Below are 20,708 nucleotides of genomic sequence, written 5' to 3' on the forward strand. Positions count from 1 at the left end.
ATAAATTTGATCTTATGCCCTAATTTCATTAGAATACAGTTGACAGAGTTAAAAATATATGATCAACTGATAGATTGACATGATCGCCTGAAGGAGTAACTATGACAACGAGAAAATACAAAGAGCTGGTTGAGCAGCGTACCAGGCAAACCCTGCAAAAGTGGTCGGAACAGCCGGACGTCGAGGAAAAGGAAATCTACCGCTTTTTACATAATTTGAAGGGCACGGCCGGAACGGTAGGCATTCACCTGGTGGAGGAGTATGCCGGCAGCACATTGCTTTATTTCTCAGATGAATCTTATAAAAATTGGACGGAGGCCGAGTGGGGGGATTATTTGTATCCTTTGCTGGGGCTTTTTGATGAGCAATTGATGAACGGAGCAATACCTGTCCCGGGTTTGCAAGCGGCAATGTTGTCTGACGGGAAGAAGCAATACGAAATTCTGCTCATTGATGATGATGTAGAGCTGGTGGCCTTTTTAAGGGAATCGCTGGAGAAGCAGTCCTATTTTGTGAGTATTGCATTATCCGCCGAACGGGGGCTCAAAATTTTTTATGAAACCAAGCCGGACATGATCCTGCTGGATATCCTGCTGCCCGATCAGAGCGGGATTGATGTTCTGAAACAAATCATCGGCAAGGCGAAGAAAGAGCGTATTCCGATTATTATCGTCAGCGGTGAACATTCCAAGGATGTGCAGATGTATGCCTATTCGCTGGGTGTGATGGATTATATCCCGAAGCCTGTAGATATTGATTTGTTCCTGGTACTCATTAAGAACCGCTTTGAGCTGAAGCTTGAATGGCAAAAATCCATAATCGTGGATGAGCTGACCGGGGCTTTTAACCGCAAATATTTTAATCAAACGATGAAGCAGCTGATCTCCGATTTCAGGCGGACCGAGCGGACGTTTTCGCTTGCGCTTATGGATCTGGATTACTTTAAACATGTGAATGACAGCTACGGCCATCTGGTCGGAGATGAGGTACTCCAGACTTTTTCCGAGCTGGTGCTGAAATCCATCCGGGTGGAGGATACATTCTGCCGCTATGGCGGTGAAGAGTTTGCCCTGTTCATGCCCAATACCGATGCCGCATCGGCCATGCTTGTCATCGAAAGGATTCAGCAGCAGTTCTCCTTGAAAGAGTTTTGGGCCAAAAATGAACGATTTAATGTTTCCTTCTCCGCCGGGATCACAGAGGTAACGGAATCTCACCTCAATGCCGATAAACTTATTGACGAAGCGGATCAGGCGCTGTATGCCAGCAAACATGCCGGCAGAAACCAGACCACATTGTATGACGAGCATTTGCCGGCAGGCAAGCTGGAGTCGGTTCTGAATGTCATCATCGTTGACGATGATCCGCTGATCCGCAGAATAGTGACCCATCAGTTCCAAGCTTGGGAGCCGGAGAGCATTGCCAAAGTGAAAGTAAGCAGCTATTCTAACGGCCCGCAGTTTCTCCAGTCGGATTGGTATGCTCCCGAGGAGAAATTTATTATCCTGCTTGATGGCATTATGCCGGAGCTGGATGGGCTGGAGGTGCTTGAGCGGATCCGCGGCAGTTATCCGGAAGTGAATATTCTCGTGATCATGCTGACCGGGCGGAACGACCAGCGGGATATCATACATGCCCTGCAAATGGGCGCCGATGATTATGTCATTAAGCCGTTTCACTTGCCGGAGCTGCTCATAAGAATTGAACGGCTGGCCCACAGATTTTTGTTCTGAAACATTTAGCGCTGAAACGCAGATAATGGTTTAGGGTACATTGAAAGGTGAGAGAGAAAGATGCAAAAAGTACTTGTAGTAGATGATGAAGATGTTCTGCGCATGCTGATTGAAGATACGCTGGAGGACCTCGAAGATGTGGAGATTCGTACCGCTGAAAATGGGGTTGAGGCGCTTGCCAAGCTATCGGATGATCTCTACGATCTGGTGATATTGGACTATATGATGCCGGAAATGACCGGTATTGAAGTTTTGTCTGAATTGGACGAGGATATGAAGAACTCCACGCCGATAATGATGCTGACCGCCAAGGCGCAGGAAATGGACCGGAGCAGAGCCAGGGAGGCGGGCGCGCGTTATTTCATGCCTAAGCCGTTTAGTCCGACAGAGCTCCTGCAGATCGTGGAGGGTATTCTTGGTGAAAAGAAAAAAATTCGTTAATTTGAGCATCAAAGATAAATATTTCCGCATTATTTCAGGCTTATTTGTTCTCATCGCACTGACTGGCCTGCTCTTGTTCTTCTATATTTCTTCTCAGCAGAACAAGTTGAGCCATGACCGTGAAGTGCTGCAGAACAAGGCGGAGACGATCAATGAACTGGCAACAACACTGAATGATGTTTTTTTTCGGGTCAGAGGCTACACGGCGCTGAAAAATGATAATGAGCTGAAGCTCGCCTATGAAGCACTGCAGAAGCTGGGGGAAGTCCTTAATACGTATTCCCTGCTCAAGCTGTCCCCGGAAGAATTGCAGTTCAAGGACCAATTGACGGCATACAGTCAAAATTATCAAAAAGTTACGCTGCCTAAGGCGATCGCTCTGGTCGAGCAAGATAATTATGTTACGCTGCGGGCGCTGGCACAGGATGGCAACACCCAGGCGGTAAATGAGTTTCTTTCATACACGAAGCAATACAAAGCGCGCTCAGATGCACAATTGAACGAAATGGCTGCCGATTCCATAAAGCAAGCTAATTCGTTTACTATTGCGTCGTTCGTATTAAGCAGCTTCCTGCTGCTTCTGTTCACCCTGATGATCTGGAGGATCCTGAAGGTTCTCATTGATCCGATCGTGAAGCTGGAAGAGGCAACTATTTCGCTTGCGGAAGGCCGGTCTGTATTGCTAAGCAAGCTTCAGAGGCAGGATGAAATCGGCCGGCTCTATGAAGCATTCCTGAATATGGCGAGAAGCATACAGGACAAAGAAGAAGAGCTGACGATGCAGAACGAAGAACTGCATGCGCAGCAGGATGAGCTTCAGGATCAGCAGTTTAAGCTGGAACGGTCTTTAAGCGAGATCGAGAGCATGATGAAGGCGCTGGATCAGTCCTCCGCAGTCGCTATTCTTTCGAACAAAGGCGTATTCACCTATGCTAATGAGAATCTGAGCGAGTATACGGGGTATAAGAACCCGGAGATCATCGGTTACACCTTCAGGCTGTTCGAGCTTTATAATATTTCAGGTGATCAGGCGCAGCAAATTCTCCGCAAGCTGACCACGGGCGGGGTATGGAGCGACGAGATTCAGATTCGGGCCAAGGACGGTTCGGTGATCTGGCTACATTTGACAGTGATGCCTTATCTGAATGATGAAGGCCATGTCTACCAGTACATTCTCATTGCCAACAATATTTCTTCCATGAAAAGTGTGCAGCAGGAGCTGGCGGATACCCTGAAGAAGACGGAACAAACCAAGATTCTGCTGGAGCGGAGCAATCAGCTTAACCATGACATTACCTATACTCTGGACAAGCAGGAGTTCGCCGAAAAGTTTATCCGGTTTATGAATGAGCAATATGCGTTCGACTCGAGCTTTTTCCTGATGGTCAAAGACAAAATTGCCGTCGTTAAAGGCGTACCTCTGGAGAATGTGGAACGTTATCTTGATAGTGATAATAATGATATGCTGTTCCGTATGCAAACGGAGAAATCCTATATTACTAAACGTCCGGCATCCTTACGGGAGCAGGGCATTTCTCCAGAAGGCATTTATTCGTATGATTACTACACAACGGTTGTCAATGCTGATGATGAGGTGCTGGCTGTATTCTGCGGTACCCGGATCGGACATTCCTTTGGCGAAGAAGAAACCGACGAGATTCAAGGCATGATGAACCGGGTGGCGCTGGCCATTGAGCGGCTGTTCATGTATGAAGAAATCGAAGATGGCCGGATGCTGAACAGGGACATTGTCAATAACGTCAATGAAGGAATTCAGTTTGTCCAAATGGACGGAACGATGCTGCAGATGAATAAAGCCCTTGGCCAGCTGTTCGGGTACGATGAATGGACTGAAGGGGAAGTAATCCTTAAGGAACGCTGGGCAGAACATTTCATCCACAGGGCCAATGAGCAGGATGATCTGCGGCTGTTCTACCAAACGGCGATGTCCGAAACGTTCTTCGATTCCAGCACGATCAAGTACTCTATAGGCACGGAAGCGATGAAACATGTGGAGGTGTATGCCATTCCGGTATACCGCCGCGAGATCCGCTTCGGTACGTTGTTTGTACACCGGAACATTACCCGGGAATATGAGCTGGATCTGATGAAATCCGAACTGGTCAGCACAGTCAGCCATGAGCTGCGGACACCGTTATCCAGTGTGCTCGGCTTCACAGAGCTGCTGTTATCCAGAACAATGAAGCCTGAGAAGCAGCTGAAATATCTGGAGACCATTCATAGGGAGGCGCACCGGCTGACCGATCTGATCAATGATTTTCTGGATCTGCAGCGAATGGAATCAGGCACCCAGCAGTACAATGCCGAGCCTGTCAATCTGAGCTCGCTTGTCCTCGGCGTCATTGACCAGTACAAACTGAGTGGCACCCACCATATTCTGCTGGAGGATGCAGCGCGGAATGCAGAGGTGGAAGTGGATAAGGATAAGATTGTCCAGGTACTGACCAACCTGCTTAGCAATGCGATCAAGTTCTCACCGAACAGCAATGAGATCAAGGTGCTGCTGCACAATGAACCCGAGCGGATTATTGTGGAGATCCAGGATCACGGGCTGGGGATTCCTAAGAATCAGATTGGCCATTTGTTCCAGAAATTCAGACGGGTAGACAACAGCGCGTCCAAACGGATCGGCGGAACAGGTCTAGGCCTGGCCATCTGCAAGGAAATCATTGAGAAGCAGAAGGGTGCGATCGGCATTGATTCGGTGGAAGGCGAAGGCACCACTGTATGGTTCAGTCTTCCGGTTCTGAATCATAGCGGCAGCCGGCATGAAGATGAGCCTTATAAATGGAATTCGGAGAAGGAAACGAAGCCGAACGTAATGATTGTAGAGGATGATTACAGTCTTTCCCTGCTGCTGTCGGAGGAACTGAAGGGCAAAGGCTTCCGGGTGACACATCATTATCATCCGCAGCAGGCGTTTGATCAGGCATTGAAGACACCTTTTGTGGCGATTGTCGTGGATCTGATGCTGGGGGATGAGCTGGATGGCTGGGACCTGATCCGCATGCTGAAGGATGATGAGCGGACAGCGAACGTTCCGATAGTTATTTCCTCGGCGCTGGACAAAACAGATAAAAGTCTGATGAACAATGTTCAGAAGTATTTGACCAAACCTTATCCCCCGGGTGATCTGTCGGTTACCCTGCAGGAAATCATAGCGATTGAACAGGGAACCGGAGAAGTGCTGTTTCCGGACAGCGGGCATGATGGGGAGTAGGAGAATTATTTTGGAGCAGCACTTATCGAAATGATTATTTATAAAAGGATTAGAGGAACAGGCCATGCACAAACGGTCTGTTTTTTTCTTGAAAAAAAGCTTGCCTTAAAGTGGACTCTAAGGCTTATAGTGGGAGGGAATGCGGACAACCATACAGGGATGAAAGGGAGGAATTGCGATGAAGTACAGTTATTTGGGAAAATCGGGTTTAAAGGTCAGCCAGTTATGTCTCGGCACGATGAATTTTGGTCCGGAGACCGAGGAGAAGGACGCCTTCAGGATCATGGATGCCGCATTGGATGCGGGCATTAACTTTTTTGATACTGCGAATGTCTATGGCGGCCAGGAACGGCGCGGCTGGACCGAAGAGATTATCGGACGCTGGTTTCAGCAGGGGGGCGGACGGCGCGAGAAGGTGGTGCTGGCGACCAAGGTTTACAATGACATGCTTGATGAGCAGGACGGTCCCAATTCAGGTTCGGGCTTATCCGCTTATAAGATCAGACGACATTTCGAGGGCTCGCTGAAACGTCTGCAGACCGATCATATTGAGCTGTATCAAATGCATCATATCGACCGCAATGTTTCCTGGGATGAGTTATGGGGTGCTTTTGAAATCCTGGTCTCCCAGGGCAAGGCGGATTATATCGGTTCCAGCAACTTTGCCGGCTGGCATATTGCACATGCTCAGGCGCAGGCAAAAGCGCGCCACTTCCTGGGCCTTGTCTCCGAGCAGCATCTATACAATCTGCTCGAACGGACGCCGGAGCTTGAGGTGCTGCCGGCATCGCAGGAACTGGGACTTGGCGTCATCCCGTGGAGTCCGCTTGCGGGCGGTCTGCTCGGCCGCAACGCGCTGGCCAAGACCGGCGTGCGCAGCGCCCGCTCCGCCAAGCTGGAGCAGCACCGCAGCCAGCTGGAGCAGTTCTCTGCCCTCTGCAAGGAGCTTGGCGAGCATGAGGACCAGGTAGCTTTGGCGTGGGTGCTGGCGAATCCAGCCGTGACTGCGCCCATCATCGGACCGAGAACTATTGAACAGTTCGAGGATTCGCTGCGCGTGACTGAAATCGTTCTGGATGAAGTCACGCTGAAGAAGCTGGATGAAATATTCCCGGGACCGGGACGTCCGGCTCCGGAGGCCTACGCCTGGTAAATCATTCAGCAAGACTCTGATAGAGTGGGGATATGTCCGAACACCGGGCATATCCTCTTTTTGGTTTCTTTAGTGGGAAACCGAGGAGACCACGGCAAACTCGCCTTCTTCAGTGATTTCAGCATAAGCTACAGCCTGCGGGCCCGAATATCCCAGTTTGCGCAGCTCGCCGTCCAACCAGGCCTCGTCATGGCCAAGTTCGCTTAGCGTTCGCCGCTGAATGATCCCGTCCTCAATAATACTCTGGGGCAGCGTGGTTTCCTGTATGGATACAGCCAGGTCCTCGCGGGTGGCTGCTTCAAATTGCGGCTTTTTCATAATACTCAAAGAACCATTCGTCTCATAGATGGCATAAGCGACCTCACTGACAGAGAAAGTATCCTTAGCCCGCAGCATCATCCGCAGCTGGTCGAAGTCAAGGTTATTCTTGCGCAGCTTGACCAGATCGATCTCTCCGTCACGGATCAGAATTTCCGGTTCGCCCTCAAGCGGTTTGCGGAGCGCGCGGATTCGCTGGGTAACCTTCTCGAACGTCAGGGATAATACGGTCCAAACAGCCAGTGTAAAGATCAGCATCAGCACGGAATTTTCTGGTGTATATATGGTATCTCCGACCAAATCGCCCAGAATCACCGCAGAGATAAAGTCAAAAGGTGTCAAGGCGGAGATTTCCTTCTTGCCCAGCAATCTCGTCATTGCCCATAACCCGATAAAACCCGCGATCAGCTTGATGAATATCGCTCCGTATTCCATTTGGCACCCACCCTCAAATAAACGATTTATAATCTAAGAGTGTTTAACCATTACGCTTTTGAATGTAACATTTCTCCTTATCTGTACTCCCAAAGGTGAATCCGGGTGGTGCTCTGTGATAAGCTGTCTTTAAGAACCCGTTAATGGAGTGAGCCTAACAGACGTGAAAGGGGCACAGAGATGCTTTTTTACCTGATTTCAATATTGGTGTTACTGGCGGACCAGGCTGCTAAATGGATGGTGCGGTTAAACATGCAGCTGGGGGAGACCATTCCGTTCTGGAACCCTTACGTGCAATTTACTTATTATGAGAACAGTGGTGCGGCCTTCAGTTCTTTTCAGGGTTTTGGGAAGTATTTCTCGATTGTTGCGGCAGTATTTGTAGTTGCGATTTTTTATTACCGGCGTAAAGGAGTGCTGCGAGGGCTCTTGCTTGAAGCCGCCAGCGGATTTTTGGTGGGCGGTGCTATCGGCAATGCAATAGACCGCGTAATTTTCCATCAGGTTACGGATTTTCTTGTATTTGGGGAAGACGGCGGCATCATGAATTTGGCCGATCTGGCAATCAATGCCGGCGGCATCCTGATCGTGATCCATCTGATTATCGATCAGGTGAAGAGCAGCACGGCCAAGAGAAGACGGGTGAAAGGCAGCGGCACCGGACAGGCGTGACTGTTCTTATCCCCGGTTTTAAGTATAGGGTTGTCCTATTAGTCATTATTATGACTATGGACAACCCTATTTCTTTGGGGTTTACTTATCATTTGCTGCAATACATCGAACCTTTATTCCAGCGGAACGGCGTTTGATTCAAGTTCCCCGATGGCCCATTCGCAGAAGGCTACAGAAGATTCCATATCCATAACCCGCTTGCGCAGCAGCAAATACCGCCCGAACGTCGTTGCCGTAAGCTCGCGGGTTTCCCCGCGCTCCTGGCACAGGGCTTCATTGGCTTTAATCATGAGGTTATACCGGTCCAGCTCACTCCTGCAGAATTCCGCACGCCTTACCAGCAGCGCCTTAGCCTCCTCCGGCCTTGCGAGCCACAGGCTGTACAGCTTGAAATGCAGTTCGTCCCGCAACACGGGGGGATCAGCCGGCGTCTCAACCCACTCCCGCAATTGTTCAAGTCCTGCTTCCGTGATCGTATATATTTTTTTATCCGGCTTATCTGACTGCTCGATCCGCTCGTAGGAGATGTATCCCTTCTGCTCCATACTCACCAGCAGAGGATAAATTTGACTATGGCCCGCCCGCCATAGCGGCTTAATGCTTTGCGTTAACTCGTATCCGGACAGCGAGTTGGCAGTCAGCAGGGCAAGGAGCCCGTAAGACAGAGTATTCATTACTATGAGTTCCTCCAATCCAAATTAATCCGTTTTCATTAGGAGTATTACTAATATGTCATCATTGACATATTGTAGATTCGATTATAACATTATTTAAGTTAACTTACATATGTAAAAGTAGACATATAAATAGTGATGAGGAGGAACTGCCATGGAAGAGAACCATGAACGACGAGGCAAAGTTCCTTTTTGGCCGATTATGATTGCCATATTCTTCGGGAACTTTGTCTCAGTCTTAAGCACCACAACGATTAACATTGCTGTTCCTCTACTAATGAATCATTTCCATACCGGCTTGCACACGATGCAGTGGATGGTTACCGGCTTTATGCTGGCAACAGGTGTAACGGCACCTTTGGCCGGTTATCTTGGCGGCAGATTCAGTTATAAGAGGCTATATTTGTTCGCTTTATCGGGCTTTACACTGTTCTCCCTGTTATGCGCCGTATCGGGTAACCCGCTGATGCTGATCATTTTCCGGATGCTTCAAGGCTCATGCAGCGGACTGATTTTGGCCTGCACAATGACGATTATCTTTCAGGTCATTCCGATCGAGCGCCGGCCGTTCGCCGTCAGCCTGTGGTCGCTGTCCGCAATGGTTGCGCCGGCCATCGGGCCGACCTTCAGCGGCTGGCTGCTGCAGTATGCCAGCTGGCACTGGCTGTTCCTGATTAATATCCCGGTGGGACTTGTGGCTATTATATTAACCCAACTGTTGATCCCTTACTACCGGATGAATGTACCGAAGTCATTCGATGTTCCCGGGCTGATTACGGTGGTGACGGGCAGCCTGGCGCTTCTGACTGCTTTTAGCCAAGGCAGCAGCTGGGGCTGGGGTTCCTGGAGAACTCTATTGTTAATCGCTGCCGGGATCGTTCTGCTCCTCTTGTTTGTCCTGCATGAATTGCGGACGGAAGTGCCGCTGCTGAATCTGCGCGTATTTCAGAACCGGCGGTTCACGGCTATGCTGTGCATCTATAGTCTGGTAACGGTTGCGATGTATGCCGGCACATACTTAACGCCGCTTTTCTTGCAGACTGTGCAAGGCGCCACGACGCTCAAAACGGGGCTGATTCTGCTGCCTTCATCCATCCTGCTGGCATTGTTAAGCCCGGTTGTGGGCAAGCTGTATCCCAAGTTCGGGCCGGTGAAGCTGATTTCAGCTGGAATTGCCTTTATCTTTGCCGGTTTGTTTATGCTGAGCAGGCTGCATGTGGATGTTTCGCACAACTTTATTTTGTGGGCAATGGTCGTGCGCAATCTGGGGATCGGTCTGGCCAATGTCCCAAGCAGCACGGCATCCATGGAGGAAATTCCGGTGGAATGGTCAGGTCATGCAACTTCGATCAACAACTGGGTGCGCAATGTGTTAAGCTCATTAGCCATTGCCGTATTTACCTCACTCTTGTCGAGCAGATCCGTGATCCACTCCAAAGAGCTCTTTGAGTCCGGTGCAGCGGGTTCCGATTCGATCACCCTGCTTTCATTTACAATGGGGGTAAATGATGTATTTGTCGTTGCTGCCATCATCGTGCTGTTTGGTTTTCCGCTCATGCTTCTGCTGCGCCGCAAAGGGGGGACAACGCCTCTGCAAATGCAGACCCATGTCCGTAAGATCGCGAATCAGTAATCAAAAGCTGAATATGAAGTATCATTTTATCTAATGCAAGTTATCATTAATTGTAATGAAGCTGCTTAAATCGGGGTCATTTACTCTGATTTAAGCAGCTTTTACGTGTTTTATGGACGATATTACTAATAAAACCAAAATTTATGATAAAGAGAGCTCGTTGATCGTTTCATCTAATTATGATAGCCTGATCACATGAGGTTAAGAGGGAACTAGATTTCATGTTAAGGAGAGGTCGATATTGGTGCAACTACAAGTTACGAACAGTCCATTTAACGAGAACCAGGTTGAGCTTCTGAACCGCCTTCTGCCGACATTAACAGAGACGCAGCAGATCTGGCTTGGCGGATATTTGTCCGCGTTGTCTTTGCAGGGAAATGCGGCAGCGGTTTCCACTGGTACATCGCTGCAAGCAGAGGGGATTGCGGCAGCCGTCTCCCCGGCGGCACAGCCGAAAATCTCCCGCGAAGTGACGGTGCTGTTCGGCTCCCAGACCGGCAATTGCCAGCGTCTGGCGTCCAGCCTGTCCCGCAAGCTGGAGGAGCAGGGCTTCCAGGTTACCGTATCGGCAATGAACGGCTTCAAGCCGAATGGTCTGAAGAAGGTCGAGAATCTGCTGCTGCTGGTCAGCACGCACGGAGAAGGCGAACCGCCGGATAATGCCCGGGCCTTCCATGAATTTATCTATAGCAAGAGAGCGCCCCAACTGGATCATCTGAGTTATTCCGTACTGGCGCTCGGCGACACCTCCTATGAGTTCTTTTGCCAGACCGGCAAGGATTTCGATCAGCGTCTCGAAGAGCTGGGCGGACGGCGTCTGAGCCCGCGTGTCGATTGTGATCTCGATTACGATGAGCCGGTAGCTGAATGGTTCCAGCAGGTCATCGGCTCACTGAGCGGTCCGCAGAATGCCCCGGCAATTGCCGGGGAAGCGGTACAGGCAGCTGAACAGGCAGAGCCGCCGGATTCAGCCTACTCACGCAACCATCCTTTCCATGCTGAAGTGCTGGAGAATCTTAATCTGAACGGACGCGGCTCTGACCGCGAGACCCGCCATCTGGAGCTGTCGCTTGCCGGCTCCAATCTGAGCTTCGAGCCGGGCGACTCGCTGGGAGTGTACCCGGAGAATCATCCTCAGCTGGTGGCGGATATTATTGCCGCTATGGGCTGGAATAGCGATGAATCTGTTCCTCTTAATAAGAAGGGGGAGGAAGGCACTCTGCGTGAAGCACTGCTGCGTCATTATGAAATTACAGTCCTGACGAAGCCGCTGCTGGAACAGGCGGCACAATTGACCGCATCGGCAGGGCTTCAAGCACTGCTTGCTCCGGATCATCAGCAGGAGCTGAAGGCATATATCCAGGGACGTGATCTGCTGGATCTGGTCCAGGATTTCGCACCATGGGAAGTGCCTGCACGCAGCTTTGTAACCATTCTGCGCAAGCTGCCCGCAAGACTGTATTCGATCGCTAGCAGCTATAACGCGAACCCCGATGAGGTTCATTTCACGGTTCGCGCGGTGCGGTACGAATCACATGGCCGTGACCGTTACGGCGTCTGCTCGGTCCATTGCGCTGAACGGGTACAGCCGGGCGATACCCTCCCGATCTATATTCAGAACAACCCGAATTTCAAACTTCCGGCCAATTCCGAGGTTCCCGTGATTATGATCGGGCCGGGTACCGGGGTAGCGCCATTCCGTTCCTTCCTGGAAGAGCGGGAAGAGCAGGGCGCAAGCGGCAGAACTTGGCTGTTCTACGGCGACCGGCATTTCGTGACCGATTTCCTCTATCAGACAGATTGGCAAAGAATGCTTAAGGACGGCGTGCTGAACAAGCTGGACGTTGCGTTCTCCCGGGATACGGAAGAGAAAGTATATGTGCAGCACCGCATTTTGGAACAGAGCCGTGAGCTGTATGCCTGGCTGCAGGAAGGTGCGCATGTGTATGTATGCGGTGACGAGAAGCATATGGCCCATGATGTTCATTCCGCACTGGTCACTGTGATCCAGCGGGAGAGCGGCTTAAGCCCGGAAGAGGCAGCAGCTTACCTGGAGCACATGCAGCAGGAACAGCGTTATCAGCGCGATGTGTATTAAGGGAGGAGAGGTTCAGCTATGGCGAATAATGAATCAGCGGTGAAGCCGATCGGCGGCCCGCCTAGTGATGTTGAACATATAAAGATCGAGAGCAACTACCTGCGGGGCGCACTTGTGGAGACACTGCGCAACCCGGTAACCGGAGGACTGCCAGAGGATGACAACCGGCTGCTCAAATTTCACGGCAGCTACATGCAGGATGACCGGGATTTGCGCAGTGAGCGTGAGCGCTCCAAGCTGGAGCCGGCCTATCAGTTCATGCTGCGCGTGGTGGCTCCGGGCGGAGTCGCTACTGCGGCACAGTGGCTTGTCATGGATGAGCTGGCCCATAAATACGGCAACGGCACACTCCGTTTGACGACACGACAAGCGTTTCAAATGCACGGTGTACTGAAATGGAACCTGAAAAAGACGATCAAGACCATTAACGATACGCTCATGACCACACTCGCAGCCTGCGGGGATGTCAACCGCAACGTGATGAGCGCCCCGAATCCGTATCAGTCCGAAACGCATGCTGAAGTGTACGAATGGGCCCGGAAGATCAGCGATCATCTGTCTCCGCGTACACCGGCGTACCATGAAATCTGGCTGGACGGCGAGAAGGTTGTAGACAGCAAGGAAGGCGTAGAAGTGGAACCGATCTACGGTCCGGTCTATCTGCCGCGCAAATTCAAAATCGGTCTGGCAGTGCCGCCCTCCAATGACGTCGATGTCTTCTCCCAGGATCTTGGCTTCATCGCGGTATTGGAGGAAGGCAAGCTGTTAGGATTTAATGTTTCGGTTGGCGGCGGGATGGGCATGACGCACGGCGATACGAGCACCTATCCACAGCTTGGGCGGGTGATCGGCTTCTGCCGGCCGGAGCAGATGATTGATGTGGCGGAGAAGACGGTCACGATTCAGCGTGACTATGGCAACCGCTCCGTCCGCAAGAATGCCCGTTTCAAATATACCCTCGACCGCCATGGCCTGGAATGGTTTACAGGCGAGCTGCAGCACCGGCTGGGCTGGCAGCTGGAGGCTGCCCGTGCGTTCCATTTCGACCATAACGGCGACCGTTACGGCTGGGTGAAGGGCATCAACGGTAAATGGAATTTGACGTTGTATATCCAAAGCGGACGGATTCAGGATCAGGAAGGGTATCCGCTGATGACCGGACTGCGGGAGATCGCTAAGATACACACCGGGGATTTCCGTCTGACGCCGAATCAGAATCTGATTATTGGCAATGTGAGCAGTACGAAGAAACGTAAGGTGGACGAACTTGCCCGGCAATACGGTTTGACCGACGGAGCGCAGCACACCGCTCTGCGGCGCAGCGCTATGTCCTGTGTAGCTTTGCCAACCTGTGGTCTTGCCATGGCCGAAGCGGAACGGTATCTTCCCCTCCTGCTTGATAAGCTGGAGCTGATCATTGATGAAGCGGGCCTGCGCAACGAAGAGATTATCATCCGCATGACCGGCTGCCCGAATGGCTGTGCCAGACCGGCACTGGGGGAAATCGCCTTTATCGGCAAAGCTCCGGGCAGATATAATATGTATCTGGGTGCGGGCTTTACCGGAGACAGGCTGAACAAGTTGTACAAGGAAAATATCGACGAGAATGAAATTCTTGAAACGCTGGGGCCTATTCTTCAACGCTTTGCCAAAGAACGCGCGGCGGGCGAACATTTCGGAGATTTTGTTATCCGCAGCGGCTATGTGAAGGCCGTCACCTCGGGGCTAAATTTCCATGACTGACTAACAAAGGAACCTGTTCTCCAATGCAACACGGAGGATGGGTTCCCTTGTTTTGTGGGGGAAATGAGGATTGAACCTGAAATTTTCTACAGCGATTCGCGTTTATTTACATAATCGAAGAATGAATTTGGATTTTCGGCGGTTTTCTTACATAATATAAAGAGTACCCATAACATATCCAAGAGCCATTATAGTGAGTAATGCGTTCTGTACAGAAGAGGCGAATGTGATGATCATCATGAAATCGATGGAAGAGATCGAAAAAATGCGTGCAGCCGGCAAGATTCTTGCTGAATGCCACCGGCAAATCGCCGGAATGCTGAAACCCGGAATTACGACCTGGGAAATTGACCAGTTTGCTGAGAAGTTCATTCTTTCCCAAGGGGCAACACCTGAGCAAAAAGGGTATCATGGATATCCTTACGCAACCTGCGCATCCGTGAACGATGTAATCTGCCATGGCTTTCCCAAACATGAGCCGCTTAAAGACGGTGACATTGTAACGATTGATATGGTCGTGAACCTGAACGGCTGGCTGGCCGATTCTGCGTGGTCCTACGGGATAGGCAACATCAGTGATCAGGCAGCGAAGCTGCTGGAAACGACCAAAGAGTCACTGTTCAAGGGCATAGAGCAGGCAGTTGCAGGCAACCGGATCGGCGATGTCGCCCATGCGATTCAGGTGTATGCCGAGTCGAACGGGTTCTCAGTTGTCCGTGATTTTATCGGGCACGGCATCGGCTCCGAAATGCATGAAGCCCCTGAGGTGCCTCACTACGGACCTGCAGGCAAAGGACCGCGTCTCAAGGAAGGCATGGTCTTCACCATTGAGCCGATGCTCAATACCGGAAGCTACCGGACAAAGGTAGATGCGGACGGGTGGACAGCCCGGACGATTGACGGCGGCTTGTCGGCGCAATACGAGCACACCCTGGCGATAACTCCGCAGGGAACGATTATTTTGACGGAGCTGTAATCTTAAGTGTTTGAATCGTAATTTGGTTGGAAGTACTGCAGGTAAACCCGGTCAGCCGCTCATGCATGTCATGGCGCTGGCCGGGTTTATTTTTTTTGGTTATTTGTCTTAATGTGTCGGAATTCACGGTTTTATGGGGAGGGAATGAATATAATGGTAACTCAAGGCTGAAGGGGAATAGAGGATCAGAAATGGCAACAGACAAACATTGCAAGAATCAGCATGGCGCACCCAGCCCTCAGCAGTGTATGGAGCACTATGGCTGTATTTATGAGAATAACCATTTAATTACCTTGATGGTTGACCCGGCTGACGGAAGCATCGTTGATGCGAACAAGGCAGCCTGCGATTTCTATGGCTACCGCCTCCGTGATTTCAGAAAACTTCATATCTCGGATTTGAATGCAGAGGGTGAGGCGGGGGAGCGGGACTTCGTGGATAAGGCCATGCCCGGCGGAGAATATCTGGGAAACCAGGTGTTTATGGACAGGCATCAGTTGGCCGGAGGCCAGATCATAGTGGTGGAGATTCATACAGGGATCATGACGATGTTAGGAAAGACATGTGTCTACACCGTTATTCATGACGTCAGCGAGCGGGTCCGCTCCGAACAACGACTCCGGGAAAGCGAAGAACGCTACAGGGATCTGGTTGATCTCTGTCCTGAAGCCATTCTGGTTTACAGCGGGGGAACGATTCTGTTTGCCAATCAGCAAACTGAGAAGATGTTCGGCAGGAAGAAGAAGGAACTGATTGGTAAGGGTATTGATGATTTTTTTTACGAGGAGCCGCTTAGCAGCACGGAGTATAAAAAACTAAAAACCAAAGGTTCCATGAAGGACCGGTTTCGGATCGAGCAGCGTTTTATCCGGCATGACAAACATATTTTTGATCTGGAGATCTCGGGCGTACCGATTGTATATGAAGAAGAAGTAGCTCTGCAATTGGTATTAAGGGATATTACGGAGAACAAAAAGGAACTTGAACGGGCGGTCAAGCTTCAAGAGCACCGTCATGCCGTTGCTTTTCCTCTGGAGAACAGGGCGGTGCTGGACAAGATATACATTCCCGCCACAACACTCAGCGGAGACTTCTTCATCTTTCACAAAATTGATGATGAACAGGTCATCGGAATCATCGGTGACGTCACCGGCAAAGGCATTTCGGCCGCATTAAGCATCTCCGCGCTGCGTGTGCTGTTCCTGGACAGTCTGCTCACTTCAAAGGAGCCGGTTCAGGTTCTGAAGGATTTGAATCTGAAAGCGGGACAGTATCTGGGAGAGGATTATATTGCCGGCTGCTGCTTTCATCTCGATTTCGGCGCCAGTGTGCTTAAGGCAGCAGGGGCCGGGATCAACGAATTCATCTATGTGCCGAAAGCGCAGGCCGGTCAGCAAATAACAGTCAAAGGAGCTCCGCTGGGCATGTTCAGCGACAGTGAATTTGAGCAGCAGGCTGTTGCATTTGGATCGGGTGACCGTTTCTGCTTCTATAGCGACGGTATGGAGCTTTTGTTTGAAGAAGCGGAGTTAGGCCGTGATTACGAATATTTGCACGAAAAGGTTGCGGGCGTTTGTCTGCAGGACGACTGCACCTGGCTGAGCCTGAATATCCAGTGAGACAAGGGGTGAATTATGAACGCTGTACATAAGGAAGTGCTGCTTCACGGACTGGAGCACACACAGGGAATTATTGACGGAATTATCGAAGAGCTTGATTTGGAAGCCTATGCTTTTGATATCCGTCTGATTCTGGTTGAGGCTATTACGAATGCGTATTATCACGGGAATCTCAGCGATTGCACGAAGCCGATCTATATCCGGTATTTGCTGAGAGATGAGCTGCTTAAGCTTCAGGTCGAAGACTCTGGAGAAGGCGGCCGGGATCTCGTTATTCCGCAGGATATCAGTAGTGACGAGCTGCTGGATGACGGAGGAAGAGGGCTGTACTTGATTAGCTGCTTCTCGGATAGTGTGGAGATGATCCGAAATACGATGTACATCAGCAAGAATGTATGTCCTAGTTGACAGGTTCTCTTCTGAGGACTGTTTTCTGTGAATGGAAAAGGGGAGAATTCGGTGAAGTTAAGTTTAAAGGTTAGAATCAGCATTCTATTGTTCCTCATCATTAGCGTGCCGTTGTTTGTTTCCGGTATCATCTCTTACAAACTGGCGGCAAATGCACTGCAAACGACAATTGAAGAGGAATTAAGAACAACAACAAGTTCAGCCGCCAAGTCTGTTGAGAGCGAGCTTGAAGCGGTAGGCAATTATCTTGAAATCGCCAGCAAAAACAGCACACTGGCTGATTTTGCCGCAAGTCCAGCCTCGGAGGGAGAAAGAAAGACGTCTTTCAGTTATCTTTCCGGTATTCAACAAGACAACGCCAAGCTGCTTGAATCGCTGATCGTTGCTGATGTGAACGGCAAGGCGCTGCTTTCCAGCAGTTCTGAAGCTCCGGAGCTGGATGTGCAGGACCGGGAGTATTTTCAGCAGGCGCTTCAGGGGAAAGAGGCGATAAGCGATGTCCTCACCTCCAGGGAAACCAATCAGCATATCGTTGCGATTGCCCATCCGCTGCGTCAGAATAATGTTATTAAGGGCGTATTGATCGGGACAATCGTCTTTGACAGCATTTCCGCGCCCGTAGCCGAAGTGAAAATTGGCGAGAGCGGGTACGGGTATATGATCGACCGTACAGGCCTTGTGGTTTATCATCCTGATAAAGGCAAGATTCTCACAGAAAATCTGGACGGCAACAGCAATAAGGAATTAAATGCGCTTGTACAGATTATGAAAAGCGGAAAAGCTTCCCATGGCTTTTATACCTATGAAGGCGTCTATAAATATGTGTCCTTTCAGCCTGTAGGAAACTGGGTTGTGGCGACCACTGCGAATTACGGGGAATACATGGCGTCTGCAACAGAGATCCGAAATACGACACTGATCGTTGTTATTGCCTTCATTCTGGTAGCTCTTCTTGCAGGGTATTTCTTTACCACCCGGAGTATCATAAGTCCAATCAAGAAGCTGGAAAAGGCCATGGCTCAGGCCGGTGATGGCGATTTGACAGTACATACGGCCATCACATCAGGGGATGAGCTGCAGTCGCTAAGCGATTCCTTTAATGCAATGATTGACAAGCAGGAAGCCATTATTGAGAAAGTAAGGGCGGGCTCGGAGGTTCTAACCTCCATGTCGGAAGAAATAGCGGCTTCTTCAGAGGAGATTAGTGCGTCAATTGAAGAAATCAGCTCCAGCACTCAGGAAATTGCCGCCGGTGCGGAGAATAACAACCATTCCGTAGTGAATGCCTCGCAGGTTCTGGTGCAGCTTTCCAGTCTGGTGCAGCTGGCTCAGAGCAAGGCGGCAGCGACCTCCCTGAACGCGGACAGCACCAACCGGGCAGCACAGGATGGCAGAATCAAGGTCATTAATACGGTTGAGGCGATGGATACGATCAACAGCAGCACCAAGGAGACAGAAGAGCAGCTGCAGACTGTGAGCGAGTTGTCCGGCAAAGTCTCCACCATTATCGGAACCATTAATGCCATCGCCAAGCAGACCAATTTATTGGCGCTGAATGCCGCCATCGAAGCTGCAAAAGCGGGAGAACACGGGCGCGGCTTCAATGTGGTGGCAGGAGAGGTGCGGAAGCTGTCGGATGAAACGCACAGGCAGGCAAACGAAATCTCATCGCTGGTACATGATATGGTCTCCCGGATTGCGCAAGCTGTGAACTCGATGCGGGGTGCCTCGGAAGCCGTGGAGGGAGGCGTGAGAATCGTTAATGAAACCGATCATGCATTTATTCATATCATTGAATCGGTGGAGATGATTAACGATAGTGTGCGGGAAATCCTGGAGATTACCAAAGACGAGGTTGCCACCTCGGATCAGATCATCAAGCTCATTGACTCTATGGGCACGATCTCGGAATTGGCGGCAATGAACAGCGAAAGTGTATCCAGCGCAACCGAGGAACAAGCGGCGACAGTCAACAATTTCGTCTCTTCTGCCCAGGAGGTCAGCGCCATGGCCAATGAGCTGGAATTCCTCGTTGAGAAATTTATAATTAGGGGGAAATGACATGAGCGAGATTATTATTGAAATGCCGGAGATGTTTTCCGTAGAAGAAGCAAGCAAGTTTAGAGAAGATATCCGCAGTTATATCAGCACGGGGTATTCAAGTTTTCTGCTTGATTTCGGCGGCTGCCGGTTCATCGACAGCACCGGGCTTGGGGTGATTGTCAGCTCTTATAAGAAATGCGTGGAGAATGGCGGCACGATCAGACTGCAATCCTTGAATTCAAATGTGTTGAAGATCTTTGAACTAACAAGACTGACCAATGTGTTTGAGATATTATAAGTAAAAATACAACCAAGGCCTCCCCCGCAGAAAGCGGTGGGAGGCCTTGGTTGTATTCGTGAATTAATCGGTTATATTCCGGGTGTAATATTCAATGATATCCTTGCGGCGGATAATGCCGAGAAAGACTCCGGCGCCATCGACGACAGGCACAAAGTTCTGGTCTGCGGCGAGTGTAAGCATATCCTCCATCTGGGCGTGAATTTCCACGCTCTCATTATGCACATGTCTCTGGATCTCGCTCACGGTAACCTCACGCATATTCTCAAAGCCGAGATCCGCTGTGTTCTTCAGCTTCCATAGCAAGTCGCCCTCTGATAAGGTTCCAACATATTTGCCTTCATTGTCAATGATGGGTATCGCAGAATAATAATGCTGTTCCAGCTGCTCCATAGCTTCCAGCATGGATATGGAGGAAGCAATAAATGCGACCTGATCTTTGGGCAGCAAAAAAGAGGATATTTCCATAGGTTCGACTCCTTTACAGTGGAATAAATGCGTAGCGGTAGTTTAATTAAACCATAGTTTAGTATGTAAGCGCATTAATAAAAAAGATTTTTAACTTCCCTCGAACCTGTAACAACCGTCTCAGCTTGTTTTTCCATTTCAAGAAATGTGATTTCCCACCCACAAAAAAGAATATAAAACCCTGCGAAAAACGAGCGGGATTCTATATTCTCTGTTTTAGATATCAACATGCATTGTTCTTACTTGCCTGCTTCGCCATTCTCGTGGCTGATCTGCCATTCGATGCCGAATTTATCTTTCAGGCTGCCGTAACATTTGCTCCAGAAGGTCTCCTGCAGCTCCATGACTACCGTTCCGCCTTCTTTCAACTGATGGAACCAGGATTTGAGCTGCTCTTCATCGCGGGATACGAGAGCGAGGCTGATATTGTTCCCCACCGTAAAAGGCATGCCCGGAAACACATCAGAGAACATTACATTGCTGCCGTCAATGTTCAATCTGGAGTGCATGACCAAGGATTTGGCTTCTTCAGGAAGCGGATACTCGGGGTTTGGCGGTGAATCTCCAAAGGTCATGATCTGTGGAGCCTCTGTACCAAACACCGCAGCATAATACTCTACAGCTTCACGGCAGTTCCCATTGAAATTCAAATACACATCAACAGACACATGCTTCACTCCTCTAATGTTAAATTAAGCCAAGCGCACATTTCCATATTGTATCATGGCCTTGTCCATAGAAAAATATTCTTTCGG

17 protein-coding genes are annotated in these 20,708 nt (G+C 50.1%); 13 read left to right on the plus strand and 4 right to left on the minus strand.

Features of this window, described 5'->3' with window-relative positions; all coding sequences use genetic code 11:
- The first annotated feature begins 101 nt into the window (after positions 1–101).
- The 4 genes from NYE29_RS22390 to NYE29_RS22405 all read left to right on the plus strand — a co-directional run bounded on the left by NYE29_RS22390 (position 102) and on the right by NYE29_RS22405 (position 6,568).
- Positions 102–1,733 carry a GGDEF domain-containing response regulator gene (locus NYE29_RS22390; RefSeq protein ID WP_340897554.1) on the plus strand — a complete coding sequence of 544 codons (1,632 nt, stop codon included), beginning with the start codon at positions 102–104 and terminating at the stop codon, positions 1,731–1,733.
- Positions 1,734–1,793: 60 nt separating this feature from the next.
- On the plus strand, positions 1,794–2,174 hold the full coding sequence (locus NYE29_RS22395; RefSeq protein ID WP_038594201.1) for a response regulator: 381 nt from the start codon (positions 1,794–1,796) through the stop codon (positions 2,172–2,174).
- Complete coding sequence (locus tag NYE29_RS22400; protein ID WP_340897555.1) at positions 2,152–5,415, plus strand: ATP-binding protein; 3,264 nt, start codon at positions 2,152–2,154, stop codon at positions 5,413–5,415. The genes NYE29_RS22395 and NYE29_RS22400 overlap by 23 nt, the downstream gene beginning before the upstream one ends.
- Positions 5,416–5,593: 178 nt before the next feature.
- Positions 5,594–6,568 carry an aldo/keto reductase gene (locus tag NYE29_RS22405; RefSeq protein WP_038594198.1) on the plus strand — a complete coding sequence of 325 codons (975 nt, stop codon included), beginning with the start codon at positions 5,594–5,596 and terminating at the stop codon, positions 6,566–6,568.
- A 69-nt stretch (positions 6,569–6,637) separates the two neighbouring features.
- On the opposite strand, the gene NYE29_RS22410 is transcribed toward NYE29_RS22405, so the two are convergent.
- Positions 6,638–7,321 carry a DUF421 domain-containing protein gene (locus NYE29_RS22410; RefSeq protein ID WP_076109751.1) on the minus strand — a complete coding sequence of 228 codons (684 nt, stop codon included), beginning with the start codon at positions 7,319–7,321 and terminating at the stop codon, positions 6,638–6,640.
- Between the two features lie 180 nt (positions 7,322–7,501).
- On the opposite strand from NYE29_RS22410, the gene lspA reads away from it, so the two are divergent.
- Complete coding sequence (gene lspA / locus NYE29_RS22415) at positions 7,502–7,993, plus strand: signal peptidase II (RefSeq protein WP_340897556.1); 492 nt, start codon at positions 7,502–7,504, stop codon at positions 7,991–7,993.
- Between the two features lie 113 nt (positions 7,994–8,106).
- On the opposite strand, the gene NYE29_RS22420 is transcribed toward lspA, so the two are convergent.
- On the minus strand, positions 8,107–8,667 hold the full coding sequence (locus NYE29_RS22420) for a PadR family transcriptional regulator (protein WP_340897557.1): 561 nt from the start codon (positions 8,665–8,667) through the stop codon (positions 8,107–8,109).
- A 154-nt stretch (positions 8,668–8,821) separates the two neighbouring features.
- Here NYE29_RS22420 and NYE29_RS22425 point away from each other — a divergent pair, with 154 nt between their 5' ends.
- From NYE29_RS22425 to NYE29_RS22460, 8 genes are all read left to right on the plus strand, one after another.
- Positions 8,822–10,300 (plus strand): MDR family MFS transporter, encoded by a 1,479-nt coding sequence (locus NYE29_RS22425; RefSeq protein ID WP_340897559.1) that lies wholly within the window; start codon positions 8,822–8,824, stop codon positions 10,298–10,300.
- A gap of 244 nt (positions 10,301–10,544) precedes the next feature.
- Entirely contained in the window at positions 10,545–12,398 is a 1,854-nt protein-coding gene (locus NYE29_RS22430) for an assimilatory sulfite reductase (NADPH) flavoprotein subunit (protein WP_340899775.1), read from the plus strand.
- Positions 12,399–12,416: 18 nt separating this feature from the next.
- A complete protein-coding gene (gene cysI, locus NYE29_RS22435; protein WP_076109747.1) occupies positions 12,417–14,141 on the plus strand; it encodes an assimilatory sulfite reductase (NADPH) hemoprotein subunit in 1,725 nt (574 codons plus the stop codon).
- A gap of 229 nt (positions 14,142–14,370) precedes the next feature.
- Positions 14,371–15,117, plus strand: a complete 747-nt coding sequence (map, locus tag NYE29_RS22440) for a type I methionyl aminopeptidase (protein ID WP_038594183.1) — start codon at positions 14,371–14,373, stop codon at positions 15,115–15,117.
- 191 nt (positions 15,118–15,308) lie between these two features.
- Positions 15,309–16,736: a SpoIIE family protein phosphatase gene (locus NYE29_RS22445; RefSeq protein WP_076109746.1), complete on the plus strand. Its 1,428-nt coding sequence runs from the start codon at positions 15,309–15,311 to the stop codon at positions 16,734–16,736.
- Positions 16,737–16,751: 15 nt separating this feature from the next.
- Positions 16,752–17,144 (plus strand): ATP-binding protein, encoded by a 393-nt coding sequence (locus NYE29_RS22450; protein WP_076109745.1) that lies wholly within the window; start codon positions 16,752–16,754, stop codon positions 17,142–17,144.
- 51 nt (positions 17,145–17,195) lie between these two features.
- Positions 17,196–19,205 (plus strand): methyl-accepting chemotaxis protein, encoded by a 2,010-nt coding sequence (locus NYE29_RS22455; RefSeq protein ID WP_340897560.1) that lies wholly within the window; start codon positions 17,196–17,198, stop codon positions 19,203–19,205.
- A 1-nt stretch (position 19,206) separates the two neighbouring features.
- A complete protein-coding gene (locus NYE29_RS22460) occupies positions 19,207–19,485 on the plus strand; it encodes an STAS domain-containing protein (protein ID WP_038594175.1) in 279 nt (92 codons plus the stop codon).
- A 63-nt stretch (positions 19,486–19,548) separates the two neighbouring features.
- Here the strand turns inward: NYE29_RS22460 and NYE29_RS22465 are convergent, their stop codons facing one another.
- Together NYE29_RS22465 and NYE29_RS22470 are read right to left on the minus strand one after the other, a co-directional pair.
- Positions 19,549–19,953: a CBS domain-containing protein gene (locus tag NYE29_RS22465; protein ID WP_340897561.1), complete on the minus strand. Its 405-nt coding sequence runs from the start codon at positions 19,951–19,953 to the stop codon at positions 19,549–19,551.
- A gap of 239 nt (positions 19,954–20,192) precedes the next feature.
- Positions 20,193–20,621 carry a VOC family protein gene (locus NYE29_RS22470; protein ID WP_076109742.1) on the minus strand — a complete coding sequence of 143 codons (429 nt, stop codon included), beginning with the start codon at positions 20,619–20,621 and terminating at the stop codon, positions 20,193–20,195.
- Positions 20,622–20,708: the final 87 nt, after the last annotated feature.

Source organism: Paenibacillus sp. FSL M7-1046 (assembly GCF_038007405.1).
In the GTDB taxonomy this organism is placed as follows: domain Bacteria; phylum Bacillota; class Bacilli; order Paenibacillales; family Paenibacillaceae; genus Paenibacillus_AQ.

What these genes read in the sequence shown, in the direction of transcription:
- NYE29_RS22390 (WP_340897554.1), top strand. Translation starts at nt 102, where the DNA reads ATGACAACGAGAAAATACAAAGAGCTGGTTGAGCAGCGTACCAGGCAA.
- NYE29_RS22395 (WP_038594201.1), top strand. Translation starts at nt 1,794, where the DNA reads ATGCAAAAAGTACTTGTAGTAGATGATGAAGATGTTCTGCGCATGCTG.
- NYE29_RS22405 (WP_038594198.1), top strand. Translation starts at nt 5,594, where the DNA reads ATGAAGTACAGTTATTTGGGAAAATCGGGTTTAAAGGTCAGCCAGTTA.
- NYE29_RS22410 (WP_076109751.1), bottom strand. Translation starts at nt 7,321, where the DNA reads ATGGAATACGGAGCGATATTCATCAAGCTGATCGCGGGTTTTATCGGG.
- lspA (WP_340897556.1), top strand. Translation starts at nt 7,502, where the DNA reads ATGCTTTTTTACCTGATTTCAATATTGGTGTTACTGGCGGACCAGGCT.
- NYE29_RS22420 (WP_340897557.1), bottom strand. Translation starts at nt 8,667, where the DNA reads ATGAATACTCTGTCTTACGGGCTCCTTGCCCTGCTGACTGCCAACTCG.
- NYE29_RS22425 (WP_340897559.1), top strand. Translation starts at nt 8,822, where the DNA reads ATGGAAGAGAACCATGAACGACGAGGCAAAGTTCCTTTTTGGCCGATT.
- cysI (WP_076109747.1), top strand. Translation starts at nt 12,417, where the DNA reads ATGGCGAATAATGAATCAGCGGTGAAGCCGATCGGCGGCCCGCCTAGT.
- map (WP_038594183.1), top strand. Translation starts at nt 14,371, where the DNA reads ATGATCATCATGAAATCGATGGAAGAGATCGAAAAAATGCGTGCAGCC.
- NYE29_RS22445 (WP_076109746.1), top strand. Translation starts at nt 15,309, where the DNA reads ATGGCAACAGACAAACATTGCAAGAATCAGCATGGCGCACCCAGCCCT.
- NYE29_RS22450 (WP_076109745.1), top strand. Translation starts at nt 16,752, where the DNA reads ATGAACGCTGTACATAAGGAAGTGCTGCTTCACGGACTGGAGCACACA.
- NYE29_RS22460 (WP_038594175.1), top strand. Translation starts at nt 19,207, where the DNA reads ATGAGCGAGATTATTATTGAAATGCCGGAGATGTTTTCCGTAGAAGAA.
- NYE29_RS22465 (WP_340897561.1), bottom strand. Translation starts at nt 19,953, where the DNA reads ATGGAAATATCCTCTTTTTTGCTGCCCAAAGATCAGGTCGCATTTATT.